Origin of the sequence: Marinobacter sp. 1-4A (genome assembly GCF_016597725.1) — a bacterium.
In the GTDB taxonomy this organism is placed as follows: Bacteria; Pseudomonadota; Gammaproteobacteria; order Pseudomonadales; family Oleiphilaceae; genus Marinobacter.
In genome coordinates this window covers 500,634-521,817 of sequence record NZ_VCGY01000002.1, presented here as the reverse complement: position 1 = coordinate 521,817, position 21,184 = coordinate 500,634, and the positions used below count along the sequence as shown (strand labels likewise).

The 21,184-nt window shown below is 54.6% G+C and carries 18 protein-coding genes; 10 read left to right on the top strand and 8 right to left on the bottom strand.

Annotation, left to right across the window (positions count from 1 at the left end):
* Positions 1–15: 15 nt before the first annotated feature.
* Positions 16–372, top strand: coding sequence for a DUF2288 domain-containing protein (locus tag FE845_RS06125; RefSeq protein ID WP_200362848.1), 357 nt, complete (start codon positions 16–18; stop codon positions 370–372).
* Positions 372–1,283, top strand: coding sequence for a lysine exporter LysO family protein (locus tag FE845_RS06120; RefSeq protein ID WP_200362408.1), 912 nt, complete (start codon positions 372–374; stop codon positions 1,281–1,283). The genes FE845_RS06125 and FE845_RS06120 overlap by 1 nt, the downstream gene beginning before the upstream one ends.
* Before the next feature lie 19 nt (positions 1,284–1,302).
* Here FE845_RS06120 and FE845_RS06115 read toward each other — a convergent pair whose 3' ends face one another.
* Positions 1,303–2,511, bottom strand: a complete 1,209-nt coding sequence (locus FE845_RS06115; RefSeq protein WP_200362406.1) for an HD-GYP domain-containing protein — start codon at positions 2,509–2,511, stop codon at positions 1,303–1,305.
* Entirely contained in the window at positions 2,508–3,317 is an 810-nt protein-coding gene (locus tag FE845_RS06110) for a TatD family hydrolase (RefSeq protein ID WP_200362404.1), read from the bottom strand. Before FE845_RS06110 ends, FE845_RS06115 begins: the two co-directional genes overlap by 4 nt.
* A gap of 162 nt (positions 3,318–3,479) precedes the next feature.
* Here FE845_RS06110 and FE845_RS06105 point away from each other — a divergent pair, with 162 nt between their 5' ends.
* Both FE845_RS06105 and FE845_RS06100 read left to right on the top strand, forming a co-directional pair.
* Positions 3,480–4,751 (top strand): D-amino acid dehydrogenase, encoded by a 1,272-nt coding sequence (locus tag FE845_RS06105; protein ID WP_200362402.1) that lies wholly within the window; start codon positions 3,480–3,482, stop codon positions 4,749–4,751.
* A complete protein-coding gene (locus FE845_RS06100) occupies positions 4,748–5,995 on the top strand; it encodes a methyltransferase (protein WP_320159669.1) in 1,248 nt (415 codons plus the stop codon). Before FE845_RS06105 ends, FE845_RS06100 begins: the two co-directional genes overlap by 4 nt.
* 32 nt (positions 5,996–6,027) lie before the next feature.
* Here FE845_RS06100 and FE845_RS06095 read toward each other — a convergent pair whose 3' ends face one another.
* Both FE845_RS06095 and FE845_RS06090 read right to left on the bottom strand, forming a co-directional pair.
* Positions 6,028–7,227 (bottom strand): OmpA family protein, encoded by a 1,200-nt coding sequence (locus FE845_RS06095; protein WP_200362400.1) that lies wholly within the window; start codon positions 7,225–7,227, stop codon positions 6,028–6,030.
* A gap of 171 nt (positions 7,228–7,398) precedes the next feature.
* Positions 7,399–9,726: an ATP-dependent helicase gene (locus FE845_RS06090; protein WP_200362844.1), complete on the bottom strand. Its 2,328-nt coding sequence runs from the start codon at positions 9,724–9,726 to the stop codon at positions 7,399–7,401.
* A 275-nt stretch (positions 9,727–10,001) separates the two neighbouring features.
* Here FE845_RS06090 and FE845_RS06085 point away from each other — a divergent pair, with 275 nt between their 5' ends.
* The 3 genes from FE845_RS06085 to FE845_RS06075 all read left to right on the top strand — a co-directional run bounded on the left by FE845_RS06085 (position 10,002) and on the right by FE845_RS06075 (position 13,319).
* Complete coding sequence (locus tag FE845_RS06085; protein ID WP_200362398.1) at positions 10,002–10,379, top strand: DUF2237 family protein; 378 nt, start codon at positions 10,002–10,004, stop codon at positions 10,377–10,379.
* Positions 10,379–12,541: a tRNA(Met) cytidine acetyltransferase TmcA gene (locus FE845_RS06080; protein WP_200362396.1), complete on the top strand. Its 2,163-nt coding sequence runs from the start codon at positions 10,379–10,381 to the stop codon at positions 12,539–12,541. Before FE845_RS06085 ends, FE845_RS06080 begins: the two co-directional genes overlap by 1 nt.
* A gap of 70 nt (positions 12,542–12,611) precedes the next feature.
* Entirely contained in the window at positions 12,612–13,319 is a 708-nt protein-coding gene (locus tag FE845_RS06075; protein ID WP_200362394.1) for an ankyrin repeat domain-containing protein, read from the top strand.
* A 17-nt stretch (positions 13,320–13,336) separates the two neighbouring features.
* Here the strand turns inward: FE845_RS06075 and FE845_RS06070 are convergent, their stop codons facing one another.
* Positions 13,337–14,443 (bottom strand): enoyl-CoA hydratase/isomerase family protein, encoded by a 1,107-nt coding sequence (locus tag FE845_RS06070; RefSeq protein ID WP_200362392.1) that lies wholly within the window; start codon positions 14,441–14,443, stop codon positions 13,337–13,339.
* 233 nt (positions 14,444–14,676) lie between these two features.
* Here FE845_RS06070 and FE845_RS06065 point away from each other — a divergent pair, with 233 nt between their 5' ends.
* The gene (locus tag FE845_RS06065) at positions 14,677–15,012 is read left to right on the top strand and encodes a c-type cytochrome (RefSeq protein WP_200362390.1); all 336 of its coding nucleotides are present in this window, start codon (positions 14,677–14,679) and stop codon (positions 15,010–15,012) included.
* A 23-nt stretch (positions 15,013–15,035) separates the two neighbouring features.
* On the opposite strand, the gene ppnN is transcribed toward FE845_RS06065, so the two are convergent.
* Entirely contained in the window at positions 15,036–16,418 is a 1,383-nt protein-coding gene (gene ppnN, locus FE845_RS06060) for a nucleotide 5'-monophosphate nucleosidase PpnN (protein ID WP_200362388.1), read from the bottom strand.
* Positions 16,419–16,528: 110 nt separating this feature from the next.
* Here ppnN and thiI point away from each other — a divergent pair, with 110 nt between their 5' ends.
* Entirely contained in the window at positions 16,529–17,983 is a 1,455-nt protein-coding gene (gene thiI / locus FE845_RS06055) for a tRNA uracil 4-sulfurtransferase ThiI (RefSeq protein WP_200362386.1), read from the top strand.
* A gap of 5 nt (positions 17,984–17,988) precedes the next feature.
* On the opposite strand, the gene FE845_RS06050 is transcribed toward thiI, so the two are convergent.
* On the bottom strand, positions 17,989–19,002 hold the full coding sequence (locus tag FE845_RS06050) for a histone deacetylase family protein (protein WP_200362384.1): 1,014 nt from the start codon (positions 19,000–19,002) through the stop codon (positions 17,989–17,991).
* Positions 19,003–19,248: 246 nt separating this feature from the next.
* On the opposite strand from FE845_RS06050, the gene FE845_RS06045 reads away from it, so the two are divergent.
* A complete protein-coding gene (locus FE845_RS06045) occupies positions 19,249–20,703 on the top strand; it encodes an NAD-dependent succinate-semialdehyde dehydrogenase (protein WP_200362382.1) in 1,455 nt (484 codons plus the stop codon).
* Between the two features lie 66 nt (positions 20,704–20,769).
* Here the strand turns inward: FE845_RS06045 and FE845_RS06040 are convergent, their stop codons facing one another.
* Positions 20,770–21,183 (bottom strand): phosphate ABC transporter substrate-binding protein, encoded by a 414-nt coding sequence (locus FE845_RS06040; protein ID WP_200362380.1) that lies wholly within the window; start codon positions 21,181–21,183, stop codon positions 20,770–20,772.
* Position 21,184: the final 1 nt, after the last annotated feature.

The following is a 21,184-nucleotide window of genomic DNA, read 5'->3' as shown; positions in this document are numbered from 1 at the left end:
TCGCAAAAGGCTGTTATGTCGTCCTCTCGCAATAACGATGAAACCAAAGCTAAGCTTAATCTGGAAACTTCCCGCATACGCTGGCACGAGTTACAAACTTATTATGCCCGAGGCCAGGTTGTACGCGTCGGCAAAGCTCTGGATTTGTTAGATGTAGCCTCCGAGCTTACTGCAGATAACCGTGCACTGTTTGAGCAGTGGCTTGCTGCAGGTGATGTGGGCGATGTGCCTCCCGACATGGCGCGAGCTTGGTACGACCGTGATGCCGAACTCTGGGCTGTGGTTGTGGCGCCTTGGGTGCTGGTACAGGACCGCACAGAAGCCTCTCTGCCCTCTGGGTCTTCCAAGCCTTCCGGCTCGTCGGTGCATTAGTGTTTACCGACGCTTTATTGATTCTTGCCCCACTTTTTTTAGGCTTCGCTTTGGCGCTGAAAAACCGGCGGCTTATGACTGGAATCCACTACACGGTCGAAGCGCTGGTGTACTTTATTCTGGCATTGCTGGGGTTAGGCTTGGGCCAGATGGAAGGCTTGTCTAGCCAACTTGGCACCATGGCCAGCCAAATGTCCGTTCTGGTGGTTGTTCTGTTCGTAGCGAATATGGCCGGACTGTGGTTATTTCATCGCTGGCAGCCCATGGTGCCCGAACATCGGGATGGGTCTGCGGGAAATACCGGCTATGTGCGGCTTTTCATGGCGGCCCTGAAGCCTCTGCTTGCGGTGTTTGTGGGGCTGATTTTAGGTTATTTCCTGCTGCCAGCACTGCCGCAGGCCGAGCAACTGGCTACCTGGTCGCTTATGTTGCTGTTGTTCCTGATTGGTCTGCAATTGCGCAATGCCGGGCTTTCGTTGCGAAAACTGTTGATGAACACACAGGGCTTGGGGATCGCATTCATGCTTGTGCTCAGCTCTTTGCTGGGTGGCGTGCTGCTGATTCCGGTGTTGGGCTTGCCGTGGAACGAGGTGCTGGCCCTAGCTTCGGGGTTTGGCTGGTATTCTCTCTCGGGCATTGTGATCGGGGAAGCCCTTGGGCCTGCCTGGGGCGGTGTGGCTTTTCTGAACGATGTACTGCGCGAGATCATTGCCCTTGCCATCATTCCCTTGCTGATAGGCAGTCGGCCAGCTATGGCTATTGGTTATGGCGGGGCTACATCCATGGATTTTACCTTGCCGGTGATTCGCAGCAGTGGTGGCCTGAGCTGTGTGCCAGTGGCCATTGCATCGGGCTTTTTGCTGTCGTTTTTATCGCCGGTTCTAATGGGTGTTTTCTTATCGCTAAGTTAAGTCGACAGAACAGCCGAGGTCAGCTAAGAAACTTGCGCACATCAATTTGGTAATCGTCAGGATCAACCGAGCGTAGAATACGATCCTGATTACCCGATTTCGAGAGGTCAATGGTTGTCACTGTAATCGGCATTCGAAATTTCGTGTGGTACATCACCCGTACCACAGGAAGGCGCTGATCTTCCTCGTTGATCTCAACCACAACACCGAGCCGCCCGCTATCCAGTAAAACAAGAGACCCGACCGGGTACAAACCAATGCAGCGGATGAACTGTTTCACCAGCGCTGCGTCCAGATGACTTCCACTCCATTCCAAAAGTTTTTTCAGGCCTTGAGTCGGTGTCATGCCCTTGTGGTATACGCGGTCCGCAGTAATTGCATCATACACGTCTGTAATGGCTACCATGCGCCCATATACCGAGATCTCTTCGCCCTTTAGGCCTTCCGGGTAACCGGAACCGTCCATTCGTTCGTGATGCTGCGCTGCAGTGATCACAGTAAGCTCACCTATGCCTTCTGTTGCAGAGAGAATGTCCCGGGAGTGCCGGGCGTGGAGCTTCATTACTTCGAACTCTTCCGGCGAAAGGCGGCCGGGTTTGTGCAACACGTCATCGGGCGTTAGGATTTTGCCAAGGTCGTGGAGCAGGGCGCCAACAACCGTTTGATGCATCACATCTGCGGGAAGTTGGCGATATTGCCCGAAAAGCGTCATCAGCACGCTCAGGTTTACCGAGTGTTCGAGCAAGTAATTGTCTTTTTCACGTATCCGGCCCAGACACCCCAGCGCATTGGCGTTACGGGATACCGAGTTCTGCAACTCATCCGCAAGTTTGTGAATGGGCGCCACATCAACAGGTGCGCCCATTTTTGCGCTGCTCATGAAGCTGCTAACCAACTCCTGTGCCTGCGAATGAACGCCCATCGCAATAATCATCTCTTCTGAAAGAGACACCTTCGGTGCAACCCCTGGCGTCTGTTCGCCAGCTTTTTGCAGGGCTGCGTCATTACGCGTATCTACTTCCGCCGCAGTTTCTGAATCCTGACTGTCGATTCCCTTTTGCACGTCAATGTAAACAAACTGCACCCCCATCTTGCGGATTTTTTCGATGGTTTCATCCCGTTTGATTACGCCGCGCCTGCGTTGCGTGTTGTGGGGAATCCAGTCGTTGTTCAGGTCGGAAATGTACATGCCGACCTTCAACGCGGAGACGGGGATGCGTTTGATCATGGCGCTGGGAAAAACGTTCTCAGGCTGTTGTGGTAGGTTTGGGTAATCACATCGTTCAGCGGTAAGTCCTTTACCTCTGCAATTTTTTCAGCGACAAACGGTAGGTAAAAGGGCGCGTTCTCCTTGCCACGATAGGGTACCGGCGTGAGGAAAGGCGCGTCGGTCTCCAGAAGGATTTGACTGATGGGGGCCATACGAACGATATCTCGCACATTTTCTGCCTTATTGAAGGTCGTAATACCATTAAAGCCCAGATTCCAACCCTGATCCAATGCATATTGGGCAAGACCGGGGCCGGATGTAAAGCTGTGGATTACCCCTCGGCGCTTAAGAGACTGTTCAAATTCCTTCAGTATAGCGATGGTTTCTTCGTCTGCCTCCCGACTGTGGATAACGACCGGGCGGTCACTGTCGCAGGCAATTTGAAGCTGGCGCCGAAAGACGTCTCGCTGGGTGGCGCGATCGGCTTTGTCATAAAAATAGTCCAGCCCAATCTCGCCAACGGCAACAATCTTTTCGTCTCGAGCGTGGGCGCGGATCTCTGCCTCTACGGCATCGTTATAGGTTTCTGCCTCATGGGGGTGGATTCCCTGAGTACCATACAACCATGGTGCCTTTGTGCTGAGCTCTCTAACTTTTGCTAAATTATCCGGTGCCACGGCAATGGTAATTACCCGTTCGATATTCACCTGCCGTGTCTGCGCCAGAGTTTCCTCTAGCGGGCGCTCCTTGAGATAGTCCAGATGGCAGTGGGTTTCGATAATCGGGTGATCGAATACGGGAATCTCGCGACGTTTTTTACTCATGAACAGGTGCTAGGCTCCGGTACAGGCAGTCGGTTTGACTGCTACTCTTAGGCGTGAAACATAAGAGTCTACCAGTTGTCTGTTTATTGGCCTACGTTCATCCATAAGGGGTTTCCTTGATGAATGTCGCTGTTCCGGTTTGATTCAGGGTGGGAGGTGCAGATGCACGTTGTCGTAATTGGTGGTGGCGTTGTGGGTGTAACCACAGCCTGGGAATTGAGCCGTCGTGGTCATCAGGTGACGGTGCTTGAACGTCTTAGCATGGCAGGAAGTGAAACCAGCAAGGGCAATGCAGCGCAACGCTCTTACGGCGTGGTTTATCCTTGGGCTGACCCAAGCATGGTGTTTAAGGCGCTGCCCTGGCTTGTTAAGCAGGATGGCCCGTTAAAGCTGCGCATGCCGCCATCTCTTGCAGCCGTGCAGTTCATGTTTTCGACTCTAAGATACGCCTGGTCACCCGGCCTATTCGGCTTTAATAAACGCGCTATGCTTCGCCTTGGTATTCACAGCCGTGAGCGTTTTCTGAAGTTGGAAGAAGAGCTTGATCTGGGGTTTGATGGCGGCCACCGCGGGCTCTTGCATCTTGCCAGCACGCCTGAAGAGTTAGAGGTGTACCGAGGCACCCATAAATTGCTCAACGAAATGGGCATTGCTTCCCGGTTGCTGACACCGAAGCAGGTTTACGAGGCCGAGCCCGGGATGTCAGAAAAAGGCCCGCTTTACGGCGCTCTAAGCTATGACACCGATGGCACCGGCGACTGCCACTTATTTTCGCTGGCACTGGCTAAAGCCTGCGAAGAAAAGGGCGTGAACTTTCGCTACAACGTTCAGGTGAAACGACTGGTGGCCAATAGCCAAGCGGTTGAATCGGTGGTTTTGCAAAACGAGAACGGCCAACAAGAAACCCTTGAGGCAGACGCCTTTGTGATCAGCGCAGGTTGTTGGTCTGATGAGTTGGTTCGGCCTTTGGGTCTCAAGCTGCCCATCTATCCCATTAAGGGTTACAGCATTACTGTGCCTCTGAAAAACCCGGATAACGCGCCGGTTTCCACCATTCATGATGACAACTACAAGGTTGTTTCCACGCGATTGGGCGATCGCTTGCGCTCAACCGGCTTTGTGGAGCTGGCGGATTTTAATCGCGACATTCCAGAAGCGCGTATAGCCACTATTCGCAAATCCGTAGAGTCCCGTTACCCCGGTTGTGCAGACCTGGATGCCGCGGAAACATGGACCGGATTTCGGCCCATGACCCCCGATGGCCCCGCCATCATCGGCCGTGGTCCCCGCGAAAACCTGTACCTTAACACCGGCCACGGCACCTTTGGCTGGACTTTCTCGGCGGGCAGTGCGGATGTAATTGCGCAGGTGTTGGATGGCGAAGAGCCTGCTGTGTGTTTGGATGCCTTCCGTCCGGGGCGCTATCGGGAGTGAGTGTTTCCCCGGCCATCGATTCGTTTTACTCGCGGTGGCGATCGCTCAATGATTGGCTTGTGCGGCATCAGACAATCTGGCGGCCAGCTCCGTTTATCGAGCCAGTGCCAGAGTGGGTTCAGAGCCATCGTGAACTGGCGCAACTGTTGATGGGGCTTAGTGATGCTGAGTGCGCCGAGTTAGATGGTAAGCCAGAAAAGCTGGCAAGTATGGCGTCCCAATACCTGCCAGAGCTGGCTCTGTACGCAAATTTGGTGACTGTACCGGAGTTAGCTCCTGAGCCTGCTGATGTTGTGGCAGCGACACTGCCTGAAATCCGGGCAACGGATATGCCGGGACGCAAGCGAGAGCAGGCGGGTGCTTTTACAGCTGCATTGAAGCCGCTGCAGCAACCGATTTTGGATTGGTGCTGTGGCAAGGGGCATTTGTCTCGAACGCTCGCCGCACAGAGTCAACATCAAGTTGAAGGTTATGAATGGGATTCAAAGCTGGTAGCCGATGGCAACCGGCTGGCTACCCATTTTGGAGACTCGGTTCACATCCACTGTCAGGATGTTATGGCGCCCCATGTGCCCCTGCCAGACGGTATCCATATAGCAGCCCTGCACGCATGCGGGGATCTTCATCGGCAGTTATTGTTACAAGGCGCCGCCGCAGGTGTGCCGCGATTGAGCCTGTCGCCTTGCTGCTATCACAAAACTGCTGAGGGGCGTTACAAGGTGCTTTCAGAGCGTGCAACGACGCACGATGGAAGGCTTATGCTTAACCGTGATGATGTGCGCCTAGCCGTAAGGGAAACGGTAACCGCGCCAACCGGCGTTAGAGCTCAAACGACAACATTGAGCCAGTGGCGGCTGGGGTTTGATGGGCTCCTGCGTTCGCTGCGCGGGGTGGATGCCTATCTACCCGTGCCGTCCTACTCACCAAAGTTAATGCATCAGGGGTTCGCGGCTTTTTGCCATTGGGCTGCCAGTAAAAAGCAGCTTGTTTTGCCAGCACACACAGACTTCGATACTTGGCTTGCTCATGGCGTGCAGCGCCATAAAGATGTACGCCGTTACGAGCTTATCCGGCATGTATTCCGTCGGCCTATGGAGTTGTGGCTGGTTCTGGATTACGCGGTCTTTCTAGAAGAACAGGGGTACTGTGTGCGGTTCGGCCGCTTCTGTGCTCGATCTCTGACCCCCAGAAACCTGTTGCTGGATGCCGTCAAAAAGAAAGGCGCCCGAGAGCGCCTTTCTTAACTTCACTTGTTTGTCTTCAAACCCATGCCTGATTAACGGCGAATCTGAATGCGCGCTTCAACCCGACGGTTTTCAGCACGGCCAGCGGCCGTGGCGTTAGATGCAACCGGCTCAGTCTCTCCATAGCCTGTCGCGCTCACTTTGGCAGGATCTACTCCCAGAGGCCCGGTCAAACGGTCGGCAACGGCTTGGGCACGACGCTGTGACAGGAACTGGTTGTAGCTTGCCTTGCCGGTGTTATCGGCGTGGCCAGCAATTTCTACGATAGTTTCAGGGTTTTTCTTCAGTGCGTCTGCAACGCGGCGGATTTCCGCATCGTAAGCATTGCCGATGACCGAGCTGTTGAGCGGGAACTGAACCTCAATGGTAAAGGTTTCGATGGTTTCAGTTACGCCTTCGCAACCGGTTTCGTCCACGTCTGCGCCAGCGGTTGTGTTAGGACACAGGTCCTGACTGTCTACGACACCGTCGTTATCGCTATCAAGTTCGCAGCCACGGCTGTCTACCTTGGCACCGCGCGGGGTGTTGGGGCAGGCATCACGAACATCGGCTACGCCATCGCGATCTGCATCCGGCTCACAGCCCATGGCGTCAACCATAGCTCCAGCGGGGGTGCCGGGGCACTGATCACGGGAATCGGGAACGCCGTCTCCATCGGTATCTGGCGGTGTCGGCGTGCCGACGGTGCGGTGAAACGCAAAACTGATTCCGAGCGATACCTGAGTATCGAAGGTGCTTTCATCGATGCCGTGGAACTCACGTAGGTCGCCCCGTAGAGCAACGGAATCTGACACGTTGTAACGGAAGCCAGTACCTATGTTAACGCGGGTTTCGTCATGGTCAGTGCCGGTTGTGCGATAGCTAATGGAATCGTTTACGCCAAAGTCAGCATGCCCTGCGCCCGCAGAAACGTATGGGTTCCATGCTTTATCTTGCCCGGCAAAGTAGTAGATGCCGTCGATACGAAGCTCTTCAAACTCAGATGATCCATCCACATACTTGCGGTCTGCATCAGCGCGGGAGTACAGAGCTTCAACTGCCCAGTTTGGCCGGAACCGGTACTCTAGGCCCACACCAAATGTACCTGTCTCACTCAAGTCGCGATCATCATCAAAAAGCTGGAAGGCGGCAAAAGGATTAATGTAAATGGTTTCCTTACGCTCGGCCGCTAAGGCCGGGGCGGCAAGAGTAGTGGCGATGGCGGCCATCGCAATCGGGCGCATGATGTTCATGCAGAACCTCCAGTTGAACTTGTATTTAGGTTGCTGAGTGACTTAAACGATCGGAATGCACAGTCGGTTTCAATCTAAGCTAAAGAGTTACAAAAAACAAAGATAGAGTACTTACGGTTACATTAGGAAATGTACGTGTAGATCGCCAAGGGAGGCACTGCAACAGTGCGATTATGAAAGCGGAATACTAAAATAGAGGTGTGCGCTTTTTTTGCTGAAATTCATTTTTTCGCCACTGGCAAAATGCACTTCGAAGGAGCTCTCATCTTCCGAAACCACAGTGCCAGCACCAAAAATGGAGTGGGTGAGGCGCGGTTGGTGCCACAACGGCGATGTACTTGTAGCACTGGCTTGGGCTTTGCCTTCAAGGGTGATGCCCTCCTGCGATGCGTAACGTGAGCTGACTGGCGTTAGGGGCGCTTGCAGCTTCAGTACAGGGTTGGTCTCCGGTGTCCGCTCATCAAGCCAGCGCCCGAACTCGTTAGCCAACTCGAAACAGAACTCCTCCACGAACCGGCTCGGGCCTTGATCGCCATCCAGATGCGGCTGTGTACTTACTGGCCGGGAGATCAAATGCAGTGTTTGCCGGGTGCGGGTTATGGCAACGTACAAGAGCCGTCGCTCGCTTTCCAGAGTGGCACGGGCATCATCTTGAGGTCGGGGGCTGTGGGGTAGGTACTTCTCTTGTAATCCGGGTATGATCACCCTTTGCCATTCCAGCCCCTTGGTGCGGTGAATGGTTGACAGCAATACACCTCCGCCCGCCTGTTTTTCATTGGCCTGTTGGCGTAGCGCTTTGAGGTGTGCGAGAGCTCCCGTGGCGTCCACATCGAGGCCTTTGAGATAGTCGCGGAAGCCGTGAATGGTATCTATGCGTTCCTCAGCGCTTTCATGGGTGAGTGCGAGACTGCGAACGCCTTCGTACAGATCCGTATGCTCTGCATACACTGTGATCAAACCGGCAACGGGACCGGAGTAGCCGCGCAGCTTGTCCAGCACTTCGCCCAGCTTACGCAGTTTACGTGCTGCCATGGGCGCCAGTGCATTGTAATCCAGCGCCAGCAATCGTTCGTGCCAGCCATTGGAAAACCCGGCAAGAAATTGCGCTAGCTGCTCCAGCTCCGGTTCTTTGAGGCCCACATGGGGAAAGCGCAAAAGCTGGCGGGCCAGCTCTAGCCTGTCTTCCTCGGGCAGTTTCTCAAGCGTTCCGGAAACCACCTTTAATAATGCTGTGATGGCCTGCACTTCCCGGCTGAACAGCGCCCCCTTGCCAGCATCAATGCGATAGGGGATCTGCCGGGCCAGCAGTTTTAATTCAATGGGAACGCTCTGGCTCCAAACCCGGAAAAGAATTGCGGTTTGCGCCAAGGTGTCTGCCGCATCCTGACCCAGAATCTGTAGCACCGCATCGGCGTCGTTCCCGGCCCGGTGTAGGGTGATGTCTGTGGCAGGAGTGGATGGGTGGGAGTGGCACAAAACGTCCTTGCGACCGGTGTTATGGCAAATCAGATGATTGGCAAGCAGCGCCACTCGGTGACCATAGCGGAAGGTGAAACTTAGGGTCTGTTCCAGAGGGCTCTCAAACTCGTCGCTAAAGCGTTTCAGAATAAATTCGGGCTTTGCGCCCCGAAATTCGTAGATGGTTTGGTCGGGGTCACCCACTACCGTTACCCGGGCGCGATCGCCCGCTACATAGCGCAGCAGCAAATGCTGAATCTCGTTGGTGTCTTGGTATTCGTCCACTAGAATCAGATCCATCTTATTGCCCACCAGCCGTTGCAAGGGAGGGTTCTGATGAATCGCCATCACCGGTTCGTAGAGCATATCGGCAAAGCTGATACGGCTTTGCGTTTTGCGCCATTGCTCGAAGCTGTGGAACAGGTCAATCAGGTATCGGTGCTTTTCTGAGTAGCCCAGATCTTCAAATACTACCTCGGCCGGTGACAGGGTGGTTTTCACCATGTCGATAAATCCGGTTGCTGTCTCTACAAAATCTTTCTTGTTTCGCCTTATTTCGTCCGCCAAGTCCTCCGGCGCCAGTCGCCGTGTTAACAGCCAGGCTTGAAAACTGATTTCCTGCTCGGTCAGGATTTTTTCAGAGAAGCCCGGTAGGTAGCCTTCACGCACAAATCGCTTATATAGCCGCAGCCCCATGGCATGGTAGGTTCGGATTTCCGGGAGCGCCAAGCCGCTTTGGTCACACACTTCTTGTAGCTTACGCTCAAAATCTATGCGGGCGCTGCGGTTAAACATAAGCACCAGAATGCGCGCAGGGTCGTGCCCTTGCTGCAGCAAATAGCGGATGCGCCAGGCAAGGGTGGAGGTTTTACCGCTACCTGCCACTGCGGTAATTACCGAGTGCTCGTAGCCAGCGGTAATAATCTCCCGTTGTTCATCGGTGAGAAAGTCAGGCAGATCTAAGGCAGAGGATTCAGGGGTGTTTGTTGGCATAGGTGCTATTGTACTGGCCAACTGGTAGCGCGGGTACCTGTGCCGCATAATTGCTGGCAACATGTGGGTTTACCATTCTCCACCCATCGTTCTAGTTGGGTGCGAGGAAGCAGAGCGGGGCCCTTTCCAAAATACGCTGTGAATACTTCCCTGTACGCTCGGCTCCGCCTCTCACTGCTTATGCTCCTGCGTCGCAGTGAGAGTCCGGGGTTGGCCGTCCATGGCCAGCCCGTGAAGAGCTTTTCGCTCTTCACCCATGGCTCCGCACGATTTTGGAAAGGGCCCCGCTCTGCTTCTTACCTCGACAGTTATAGGAGACGAATATGCAAATGGAAGAATCAATTAACGTACTTGGTGAAAAGCTGGAAACCTGTAGCACTGATCCGGAAACCGGCTTTTACCGGGATGGCTGCTGCAATACTGGGCCAGATGATCATGGTTCTCACACCGTATGCGTTGTCATGACCGATGAGTTTCTGGAATTTTCCAAAGCTCGTGGGAATGATTTGAGCACGCCCGTGCCCGCCTTCGGATTTCCGGGGTTAAAAGCTGGAGACGGCTGGTGTCTATGTGCGGCCCGTTGGCATGAGGCTTTTGAGGCGGGTAAGGCGCCAAGAGTGCGGTTGCGTGCGACCCACCAGGGGGCGCTGGAACACTGTGCTCTGGGTGATTTGAAGTCCCACGGAATTGACCTTAGCTAATGAATCCCGACACCTTGGCCCCCTTGCTGGATACGGAAGCTTGGCGCTCGCTGCAATCTGACCTTTTAGCTGCCGGGCAGCGGCGGCTGGTATTGCTGGAAGGCGCCCGTGAGCTTTCTAGGCAGTGGCTGCAAGCCCTGTTGCCAGCACTGGAGCTGATGAAAGATGGGCTCTGGATCGGGGACGCAGATGACGCGCCCGATAACCGTTTGGTCAGCATTAAGGCTAATCAGGCACGGCAGTGGCTGGGTCAGGAAACGTCGGTCATTGTATGGGATGGTTGGCAGGGGAATCCGCCGGATGCGTTTGCAGCGCTGTCGGGCACGTTGAAAGCCGGTGGGTTACTGTTTTGGTTAATGCCATCGCTGGAGGAGTGGGGGAGTTTTGCTGACCCGGATTATTCCAGAACCGGCTTGGACCATGATCAGTCTCATCCTTTTGCCGAGCGTATGGCGCGCATTCTTGCGCTAGATCCTTCGGTGATACGGGTGCAGTCCGGCGCGCCGGGGACAGTAATTCTTCCCGTGCTGCCTGAGCCAGCTTCGGCATTCCGAGTGACTACAACGCCGGACCAGCAAGCGTTGATTAATAAGCTTGTAGCTTTTGGGTTGGGGCGTCGGCGTCGGCCATTGGTGGTTACCGCAGATCGTGGGCGCGGTAAATCGGCGGCTCTTGGTATGGCAGCGGCGCAACTGCTGCAGCAAGGGCGTCGGCAGGTGTTAGTGACTGCGCCCGCACGGGATAATGTGACTGCGCTGTTTGCCCACGCGCTGGAAAGCCTTGGTACCGATGTTGTAAGAGCTGAGGATAACCGGATAGACACTGTGTCTGGCGCCCGGATACGCTTTTTACCGGTCCGCGATTTGTTAAAGCACAGGCCGGAAGCTGAAGTGGTACTGGTGGATGAGGCGGCAGCTATTCCAGTCTCCTTGTTAAAGCGGGTTCTTTTGGGGTGGCCGCGGGTCGCCTTTGCCTCAACGGTTCATGGCTATGAAGGCGCTGGGCGTGGGTTTGCTATTCGCTTTCGCCGGATTCTCGATGAGACAACACCCCAGTGGCAGGCGCAAACGCTGTCCAAGCCCGTGCGCTGGGGCGAGGGTGATCCGCTGGAGGCGCTGATATCGGAGCTGTTTCTGCTTTCTGCCGAGCATGACCCAGCGGTAGATTTATCGGACGCGGTGGCTAGCAAAGTGGTGATTGAACCCTGGCAGCCTGCTCTGGCCTCGGAGGCTGAGTTGACCAATGCCTTTGGATTGCTGGTAGACGCCCACTACCGAACCACGCCCGCAGATCTTAGGCAATGGCTGGACGATTCCGCCGCTAGAAGCTGGCGCGCTCTTGTGAACGGTAAGACGGTGGGTGTGCTTTGGGGTGCAGTAGAAGGTGGTTTGAGTAAAGATCTGGCAGAACAAGTGGCCAGTGGCAAGCGACGCATTCGTGGGCACCTTCTGCCCCAGTCTTTGGCCAACCACAGCGGGTTTCCGGAAGCGGCTCGCTTGCGTGGTTTGCGGATTGTTCGTGTTGCTGTTTCAGCTCAGGCAAGGCGCCTCGGGATTGGGAATCGTCTGGTTGCTGCAGCGGCTGAGTGTGCAAAACAAGAGGGCTTGGATTTCACTGGCACCAGCTTTGGCGGCAGTGCCGACCTGTTCGCCTTCTGGGCATCGTGTGGATTGGAGTTTGTACGCATTGGATTGCAGCAAGAGGCGACCAGTGGCGAGTACCCCTTGCAGATGATGAGTGCCCACAGTGATGAGGCCTCGGCCCTTGTTCAGCAATTGCGGGCTCGGCTGGCGCGGCACTGGCTCACGCTGGTGCCATTGAATTGGAAGGATTTGGAGCCAAAGCTGCTGGCCGGGTTAGCCGCTGAGCTGCCTTCATGTTACCGGCCGGATGCTTCAGATATTCAGGACATGAAGAACTTTGGTGACGGCCACAGAGGCTTCCGGCTAATGTTGCCGGTGTTGCGTGAATTGAGCATGGCTTCAGGGTTTATGAAGTGGCTTCGTGCGCACGGACGTGCGGCTATTTGGTGTCGGGCTGTGTTGCAGGGCTGGCCTTGGTCGGATTTGCAAAGTGAAGGCTTATGTTCGGGGCAGCGGGACGGGGAAGATCAGTTGCGCGCTGTCATCCGTGAACTTATGCAGAAGGGGCCAAAGGTGTGACGCGCTCGATTTAATTATTGTGCACACCTGCTCAGAATAGATCACACCTAACTGACTGAGACTTCTTGATATGGCCAAGGGAACCGGCTTCTCCCATTTTTCGATCCTGTTATCCACCCTACTGCTCGCCGCCAGCGTTACGTTGGTTAGTGGGTGTGCTTCCAAAGAAGCGCCTGCCAACTTGCATCCGCAGGTCGACAGCACGTCGGGCTCGGATCTCTATCGTGCGGCGGCGCAAGGTGATGTTGATGCTGTTAGCAAACTGACGGAATCAGGTGCGCCCCTGAATACGCTTACGGGTAACGGCACACCGCTAATGGCTGCTGTGCGAGCAAAGGCGGATCGGGTTGTGTGGTATTTGCTCAGTCAGGGGGCAAGCCCGGACCTTGCAGAGAGCGATCAGGTTACCCCGCTGATGGTGGCCTCGGAGCAGGGAGATCGTCGGCTCGCGCGCCTGCTGTTGCATGCGGGCGCTAAAGTGAATGCTACCGACCTTCAGGGCTATACACCGGTTATGCGTGCGGCGGAGAAAGGTCAGTTGTCGGTGGTGAAGATTTTGCTGGCGGCCGGAGCCAACGTCAATGTCAGTCAAAACGGCGAATCACTGCTCATGAAGGTAGTGTCTACCGGCGACCTGCTAACCGCAGAAATGCTTTTAGCAGCTGGTGCTGATGTAAACTACCGCGCTGAGAGTGGGGCCACAGCGCTTGATGTTGCCCGCACCCGCAATCACCAAGATTTGGAGATGCTGTTGGTGCAGGCTGGGGCTGAGCTTTAAAGCGCTTGAGTGGGCCCCTACTTCCCAAGCTGCATGGGGTCTGTTTCATCGTCCCATACGGGTAAGAAGTGGGTGTCGACAACTGACTGGGGCACTTCTTTGATGCCCTCATAAGACCACTGCGGGTTCTGGTCGCGGTCTATCAGTCTGGCTCTTATGCCCTCTGCCAGATCGGGCCTGCGCAAGCATTCCCACACCATGGCCAATTCCATCCGGAATACGTCTTTCAGTGTCATCTGCTGGGCTTTTTTAAGCTGATGCCAGACAAGCCACGCAGATACCGGGCAACCCCCTTTTAGTGTTTTCATGCAGGCCTGCCACCATTCGGAGTCGACACGGGCAGTCAGCAACTGGTCGATAATCTCCGGTAAGCGGGTGCCAGCGCACAGCCTTGCAATATCCCGTTCGTGTAATTCCAAATAACTGGGGGGCAGAGCCGGGTAATCGGGGGTTTCAAATTTGCTCAATAAGTTGGTCAGGCGGCTGTCATCGCTGGCGACACGGCCGCTCCAAGCCTCTTCCTGTAGGCTTTGAAGCAGGCGTTGATGATCACTGGTTGGTAAGGCCATATCCGCGAGTCCGACACGCAGTGCGTCAGTCACGTTCAGGCGTGCGCCGGTAAGGCCCATAAACAAACCAAGACGCCCCGGCAGGCGATTCAGGAACCAGCTGGCACCAACGTCTGGAAACAGCCCTATGGATATCTCCGGCATGGCCAGAGTGGCGTCTGGCGTAAGCAGTCGATAACGACAAGCGGAAAACAGACCTAGGCCGCCGCCCATAATAATACCGTGTCCAATACCCACAACCGGCTTGGGAAACCTGTGCAGGGTATAATCCAGTTCATACTCGTGCCGGAAAACACTGAAAGCAGCTTCGGGCTCTTCCGCTCCCGTTAATGAGCGGTACAAAAGCTGAATATCCCCGCCAGCGCAGAAACTTTTTGCTCCGGTGCCGCGTATCACTATGATACAAATACGATCGTCGTCAACCCAGCGCTCTAGGCTGCTCCGGATAGTGACGATCATATCTTCGGTGAGAGCGTTCAGCGTAGACGGTTTATTCAGTGTCAATAAGCCGACATGGCCTTCGCGGCATGGGAGTTCTTGAACCTCTACAGACATTAATAGGGTCTCCGGACGATAAAATAGTCTCTGCTACAATCTATGTTCGTATAGTTCTTTTAACCGGCACAAAATTAAAGATTGCTAACCTTGAAGCAATTGCATTGATCTATGGCATTTGCGCTCTGGTATGGCTGTGATATAAGTTTCAGCCAGTTATTCACGGGCTCAAAGCGCTTGGTTTTAGAGCACCGGTTTGCAAAACTTAAAACGATGATGAGAGGTTAATCATAATGAAACTTAAACACTATGTTGTTGCAGGTCTTTTTACACTGAGTGCTGCGGTTCCTGCTGTAGCTGCCGCTGCTGGTGATGCTGCTGCGGGTAAGGCAAAAGCGGCCGTTTGTGCTGCATGCCACGGCCAGAATGGCGTTGCACAGATTCCAATGTATCCTAATCTGGCTGGCCAGCATGAGCAGTATCTGGCAGCTTCACTCAAGGCCTACAAAAACAAGCAGCGCAGCGGTGGCCAAGCTGCCATTATGCAGGGTCAGGCTGCAGCATTGAGTGATGAAGATATTGCCAATCTGGCGGCTTACTATGCGAGCCTGCCTGCTGGCGGTAAGTAAGCGCTATTTGCCAGTACAGCAGCTCAGGCTGCTGTACTGACTATCCGGTAGCTCGGGCGATACGCAGATGTGCCCGGCAATTTCATACGGTTCTGGGCCACAAACTGCTCCAGCATAGCTTCCAAAGGCTTGATCAGGGTTGGATCTCCCGCAATTTCAAACGGTCCTTTTTCCTGAATTTTTCGAATGCCCCCTTCTTTTACGTTGCCAGCGACAATGCCACTGAATGCCTTTCTCAGATTTGCGGCAATCAGATGTACTGGCTGGTCACGGTGTAATTCCAATGCAAGCATGCTCTCATGGTCCGGCTCGAACGGCTGCTGGAACACAGGGTCGATTTTTAGCATCCAGTTAAAATAGTAAGCATCCTGCATGGCACGGCGGAAGGTTTCGACATCGTGCATTCCCTTTTTCATGGCCTGCGCTACCCGCACTGGATCGTCGATGATGATTTCATACTTGCTAGCGGCATCATCCCCCAGCGCGTTACGGATGAACTTATCGATCATCTCGAAATATTCGGCGTTCTCTGGCCGTCCGGTAAATACCACAGGGAAGGGTAGGTCGGCGTTATCCGGGTGCAACAGTATTCCCAGCAGGTAAAGGATTTCCTCTGCAGTACCTACGCCACCGGGGAAAACCACGACACCATGGCCACAGCGCACGAAGGCTTCCAAGCGCTTTTCAATATCCGGCATTATCACCAGTTCATTAACAATAGGGTTGGGCGCTTCAGCACCGATAATGCCCGGCTCGGTAATGCCGATGTAGCGGCCGTTTTTAATGCGTTGTTTGGCATGGGCGATGGTGGCACCTTTCATGGGGCCTTTCATGGCACCCGGGCCGCAACCGGTGCAAATGCTCAACTCTCGCAGGCCAAGCTGGTGCCCGACTTCTTTGCTGTACTGGTATTCCTCGTGACTGATTGAGTGCCCGCCCCAGCAAACAATCAAATCAGGCTGTCGGCCCGGCTGCAGCACTCTGGCGTTGCGCAGAATGTGGAACACCATGTTGGTAAGGTCTTCCGGCTCTTTGCTCTTCAGAGCCTTGGCAAACTGGGGTGTAGAGTGGCTGTAAACAATATCCCGTAACACAGAGAACAAATGTTCACGGATAGCCCGGAGCATCTCGTCGTCCACAAACGCGTGTGCAGGTGCGTTGATTAGCTCCAGTTTCAGGCCTCTGGGCTGGGGGATCAGACGTATATCAAAGTCCGTATGGGCTTCCATCAAGTCCTGGCAGTCATCGGTCACGACACCTGTGTTCAGAACCGCCAAAGCACACTGCCTGAATAGCCGGTACAGGCCGCCTTCGCTTCGGTCTTTAAGCAGGTTAACTTCGTGATTGGACAGTATTTCCAGACTGCCCTCCGGGGATACAAGGGCATTGATGGTGGGTGCGGTCATGAATGGAAAAGCTCCTGAGTGTTGCGGTAAAACCCGATTTTGAGGCTTAGAGCCAAAACGTTACACTATGCGCCTTTGTGATCATACACCATCCGACAAAATGCCCATTTATGAAACTGTTAATCCGTCCCGCCCCGGAAGTCGCCATTAAAAGCAAGCCGGTTCGCCGCCGCCAAATGCGCCATCTGCGCCAGAATGTCCGTAAACTTCTGGCCCGGCTGGATCCCGACATTGTGGTAGACGGCAGTTGGGACAGGGTAGATGTAGAGGTACCCGAGGGTCGAAGTTTGGATGGCGTCGTTGTGGATGAGCTTTTGCGCATTCCCGGCATTTCCACTATTCAGGAAATAGCAGCGTTTCCGTTTGTTAGCCTCGAGGATATGGCAGAGAAAGCGGTAGAGGCATTCGCGGGACGCCTTGACGGTAAATCCTTTGCGGTTCGTGCACGGCGCCACGGTGAACATGATTTCTGCTCGGTGGACCTCCAGCGCGCAGTCGGCAGCGCCCTGATGCAATCGGCTTCTGGCGCCAGAGTTGACTTGCGTAATCCTCAAGTGGAAGTGCGTATCGAAGTGCGTGATGACCAGTTTCATATTGCCCATCGCAGGCATCGTGGCTTGGGCGGTTACCCACTGGGCACTGTTGAGAACGTTATGACTCTGGTATCGGGGGGTTACGATTCGTCTGTTGCGGCCTATTTGATGTTACGCAGAGGCTTGCGTAGCCATTTCCTATTTTTCAACCTGGGTGGCGTGGCGCACGAAGTGGGTGTGCGTCAGGTGGTTCACTATGTGTGGAGTCGCTACGGCGCTTCCCATGGGGCCAAGTTTATCTCCGTGCCTTTTGAGGGCGTGGTGGAAGAAATTATGCGTTCCGTTGGCCACCGGCACTGGGGCGTGGTGCTCAAGCGGCAAATGCTAAAAGCCGCCAGCGAAATAGCGCAAAGCAACAACGCTGTTGGTTTGGTAACCGGTGATGCGGTGGCTCAGGTTTCAAGCCAAACCCTGACCAACTTGAATGTAGTTGATCGTGCCAGCGACGAGGTGGTGTTGCGGCCACTGATCGCCATGGACAAAGAATCCATTATCAGGATTGCCCGGGAAATCGGCACGGAATCCTATGCCCGAAGCATGCCCGAGTACTGCGGCGTTATCTCCCAGAAGCCCGCCACTCGTGCCCGTCTGCATCGGGTAGAGGCTGACGAGGCTGAGATGGACCCGCGGGTTCTGGCGCAGGCTATTGGAGCCCGTGAGGAAACACCCGTTGAGGGCTTGTTGGAAAGTACCACGACGCCGGAAGAAGTTGATCTGGTGAAAACGCCAGCGGTAACGGATGTGATTATTGACGTGCGCCATCCGGCGGAGGGCGAGCTTTCGCCGCTAGTGCTTACCGGCAATGAAGTGCTTAAAATTCCGTTTTATGAATTGAGCCGAAAGGTTCCAGAGCTTCCTTCCAACCGCCAGTACCTGCTGTACTGTGATCGCGGTACCATGAGCCAGATGCACGCTGTAAATCTGAAAGCAGACGGGCACGCAAACGTCAAAGTTTACGCACCCGCCTCTTGACGGTGTCAGCCAGCCAAACCCCTGAAGAACTGCTGCACGTTCTCATTAAGGGTGTCGAGATCGTAGCCGCCTTCCTGCACGACGAGTGTCGGCAGGCCGAGCTGTCGCATGTGGGTGCTAAGCCTGCAGAAGCCTTCTGACGATACCGAGACCTTGGCCTGAGGGTCATCCTTGTAGATATCAAAGCCCAAGGTCAGTATTAGTGCGTCTGGCTGATACAGCTTAATAGCCGCTATGGCCTCCTCAAGCTTTCTGAAAAAATCTTCTTCGGATGAACCGTGGGGCATGGGGAGGTTGATGTTGTAGCCGTAGCCCTCGCCTTCGCCGCGCTCATTCTCAAAACCAGACACCACCGGGTAGAAGTTGGTGGGGTCGCCGTGAATGGAAATATAAAGCACATCGCTGCGGTCGTAGAAAATTTCTTGAATGCCCTGGCCATGGTGCATGTCAGTATCCAGAATCACCAAACGCGGAAACCGGGGCTTCATGTGCTCGGCCGCAATGGCGGCATTGTTGAGATAGCAAAAACCGCCTGCCGAGTCTTTGCGGGCATGGTGCCCGGGCGGGCGGCATACGGCGTAGGCTGTGCGGTCGCCTGCCATTAGTGCGTCTGCAGCACCCAGAGCGGTTTGCGCAGACCAGTAGGCGGCCTCCCATGTGTGCTCGCCTATGGGGCTGCTACCGTCGGCTTGATAGCGCGCAGCCTCTGCCAGAATGCCTGACAGGTGGTTTGGGGAGCGAACGAAGATATTGGACATGACTTCCTCGCCCCAATCGTCCATCTCTTTCCAGCGCCGGTGAGCCGATTCTAGAAAACGCAAATACCCTAGATCGTGCACTTTGGAAATTGGCCTACCGCCTTGATCTGAAGGCTGCAATACCGGTATCCCCATTTCCTTCAAGCCTTCCAGCATCTGGCTGGTGCGGTCCGGCACCTCCTGAGGCTGACGCATTTGGCCCCGCGTGAAGTACGACTGGGGAGAGTGCTTGTTTTGCGCGGGATGGAAAAACGCTTTCATTATCCGACCTCCTGAGTTTCCGGTACTGCTTCGGCACGGTTTCTGTGTTTTTTCTGCACGTTCTATGTACTAAGAATACAGACACTTTTTATATCGGCATTGGGAGTATAGGCACAGATGGAGAATGGTCAAAAGCCGAGACATCGACTTTACAGGTAGTGATTCAGCATCCACTATGGAAGACAGATTCAACCAACGCAACTGTACACCTTTGTGGGTGTCGTTACTGACTGAATAGGAGCCGACATGATCGAGTCACCACTGCTGGGAAAGATGACTGGCTACATCGGCGGTCGCTGGACGGACAATGAGCACGGCAATACCTTCGATGTCTACAACCCGGCAACGGGTAAGGTTATTGCGAAAGTCGCTTCCATGTCTGAAAGTGAGGTGAAGGCGGCGATCGATGCTGGTAAGTCCGCACTACAACTGACCACTCCCTACTCCATCGAAACCCGCAGAAAATGGCTGGAAGATATCCGTGATGCTCTCAGGGCAAACAAGGAAGAAGTAGGCCGAATACTATGCTTGGAGCACGGCAAGCCGCTTAACGAAGCTCAGGGTGAAGTGGATTACGCTGCTGGCTTTTTCGATTATTGTTCTAAGCACATTCAAGCACTGGACGCCCATACGCTGCCGGAAAAACCGAAAGACTGTACCTGGACGGTGCACTATCGCCCCATTGGTGTCGCCGGGCTTATCACGCCCTGGAATTTCCCCATTGGCATGATTGCGAAAAAACTCTCGGCCGCTTTGGCAGCGGGTTGTCCTTCCGTGATTAAACCCGCCAGTGAAACGCCCTTGACCATGATCGCGTTGTTCAAACTGATCGACAAACACGTGAGCCTGCCAGATGGCATGGTGAATCTGGTGATGGGCAAGGCCAGCGTGATTGGTAAGGTTCTGTGTGAAAGCCCTGATGTGCCTATGCTGAGCTTTACCGGCTCCACAGAGGTTGGCCGCAAGCTGGTGGTGGATACCGCCGACCATATTAAAAAGCTGGCTTTGGAACTGGGTGGCAACGCACCGTTTATTGTGTTTGAGGATGCGGATCTGGACGCTGCTGCAGATAACCTGATTGCTAACAAGTTTCGGGGCAGTGGCCAAACCTGTGTGTGCGCAAACCGGATTTTTGTTCATGAGAAGGTCATAGACACCTTCGGTGAAAAGCTCGCGGAGCGGGTGAACAAAATGACGGTGGGGGATGGTATTGCAGGTGATGTTGATCTTGGTCCGCTCATTAATAAAGCCGGTTTCGACAAGGTGAAACGCCATTTGGAAGATGCCCTGAGCAAAGGTGCATCGCTGATTGCAGGCAAGCAGCCGAGCGATTTGGGTGAGGGGCACTTGTTCTTCCCGCCAACGGTTGTCTCAGGTGTAACGCCGGATATGTGCTGCTCTCGGGAAGAAACCTTTGGGCCACTGGTGCCTATGGCCAGCTTCGGTAGCGAGGAAGAGGTTATCGAAGCCGGGAATGATACCGAGTTTGGTTTGGCCTCCTATGTGTTCACTGCCGATGCAGAACGTGCCCAGCGTGTCGCTGCGGGCTTGCGGTTCGGCCATGTGGGATGGAATACCGGCACCGGACCAACGCCTGAAGCGCCTTTTGGTGGTATGAAAGCGTCTGGTACAGGGCGTGAAGGCGGGCTGGAGGGGTTGTTCGAGTTTGTTGAAGCCCAGACCATACCAAGAGGCTTCTGATCTGAAGACTACAGCTTAAACAAAGAAGGCGAGCCATGGCTCGCCTTCTTTGTTTCTGGCTACTGGTTAAGGCTTAAGAATAACCTTTACCGAGCTGTCTACGTCGGCTTCATCGATATAGCCAATACTGCCAGGTGTCGATGCAACCTGAGCTTTCATCGCAGCCGGGCTGGCGGCTTCTGCGGGTGGCTGGCCGCGGCCAGTGAACACCTGCTTAGACCAGAAAGCCTTGAGCTGGGCATCATTCCGCCCTGTGATCTTGTCGTGAAACTGAGCACGCACCGGGCTGCCTTCGGGTAGCTCGAACGGTGTGGCTTTTTGCCCGTCTGGAAGCGCATTGCTGCGGTTCAGGTACAGGTCGCGCACAAGGTTGTCGGTGAGGCTATCCGGGCCTGCGGGGTTACCAATAATCACAACATCAGCCAATGCAAAGGGGCTGACCAGCAAGCTGGCCGCAAAAATCAGGCTTAGCTTTTTCATG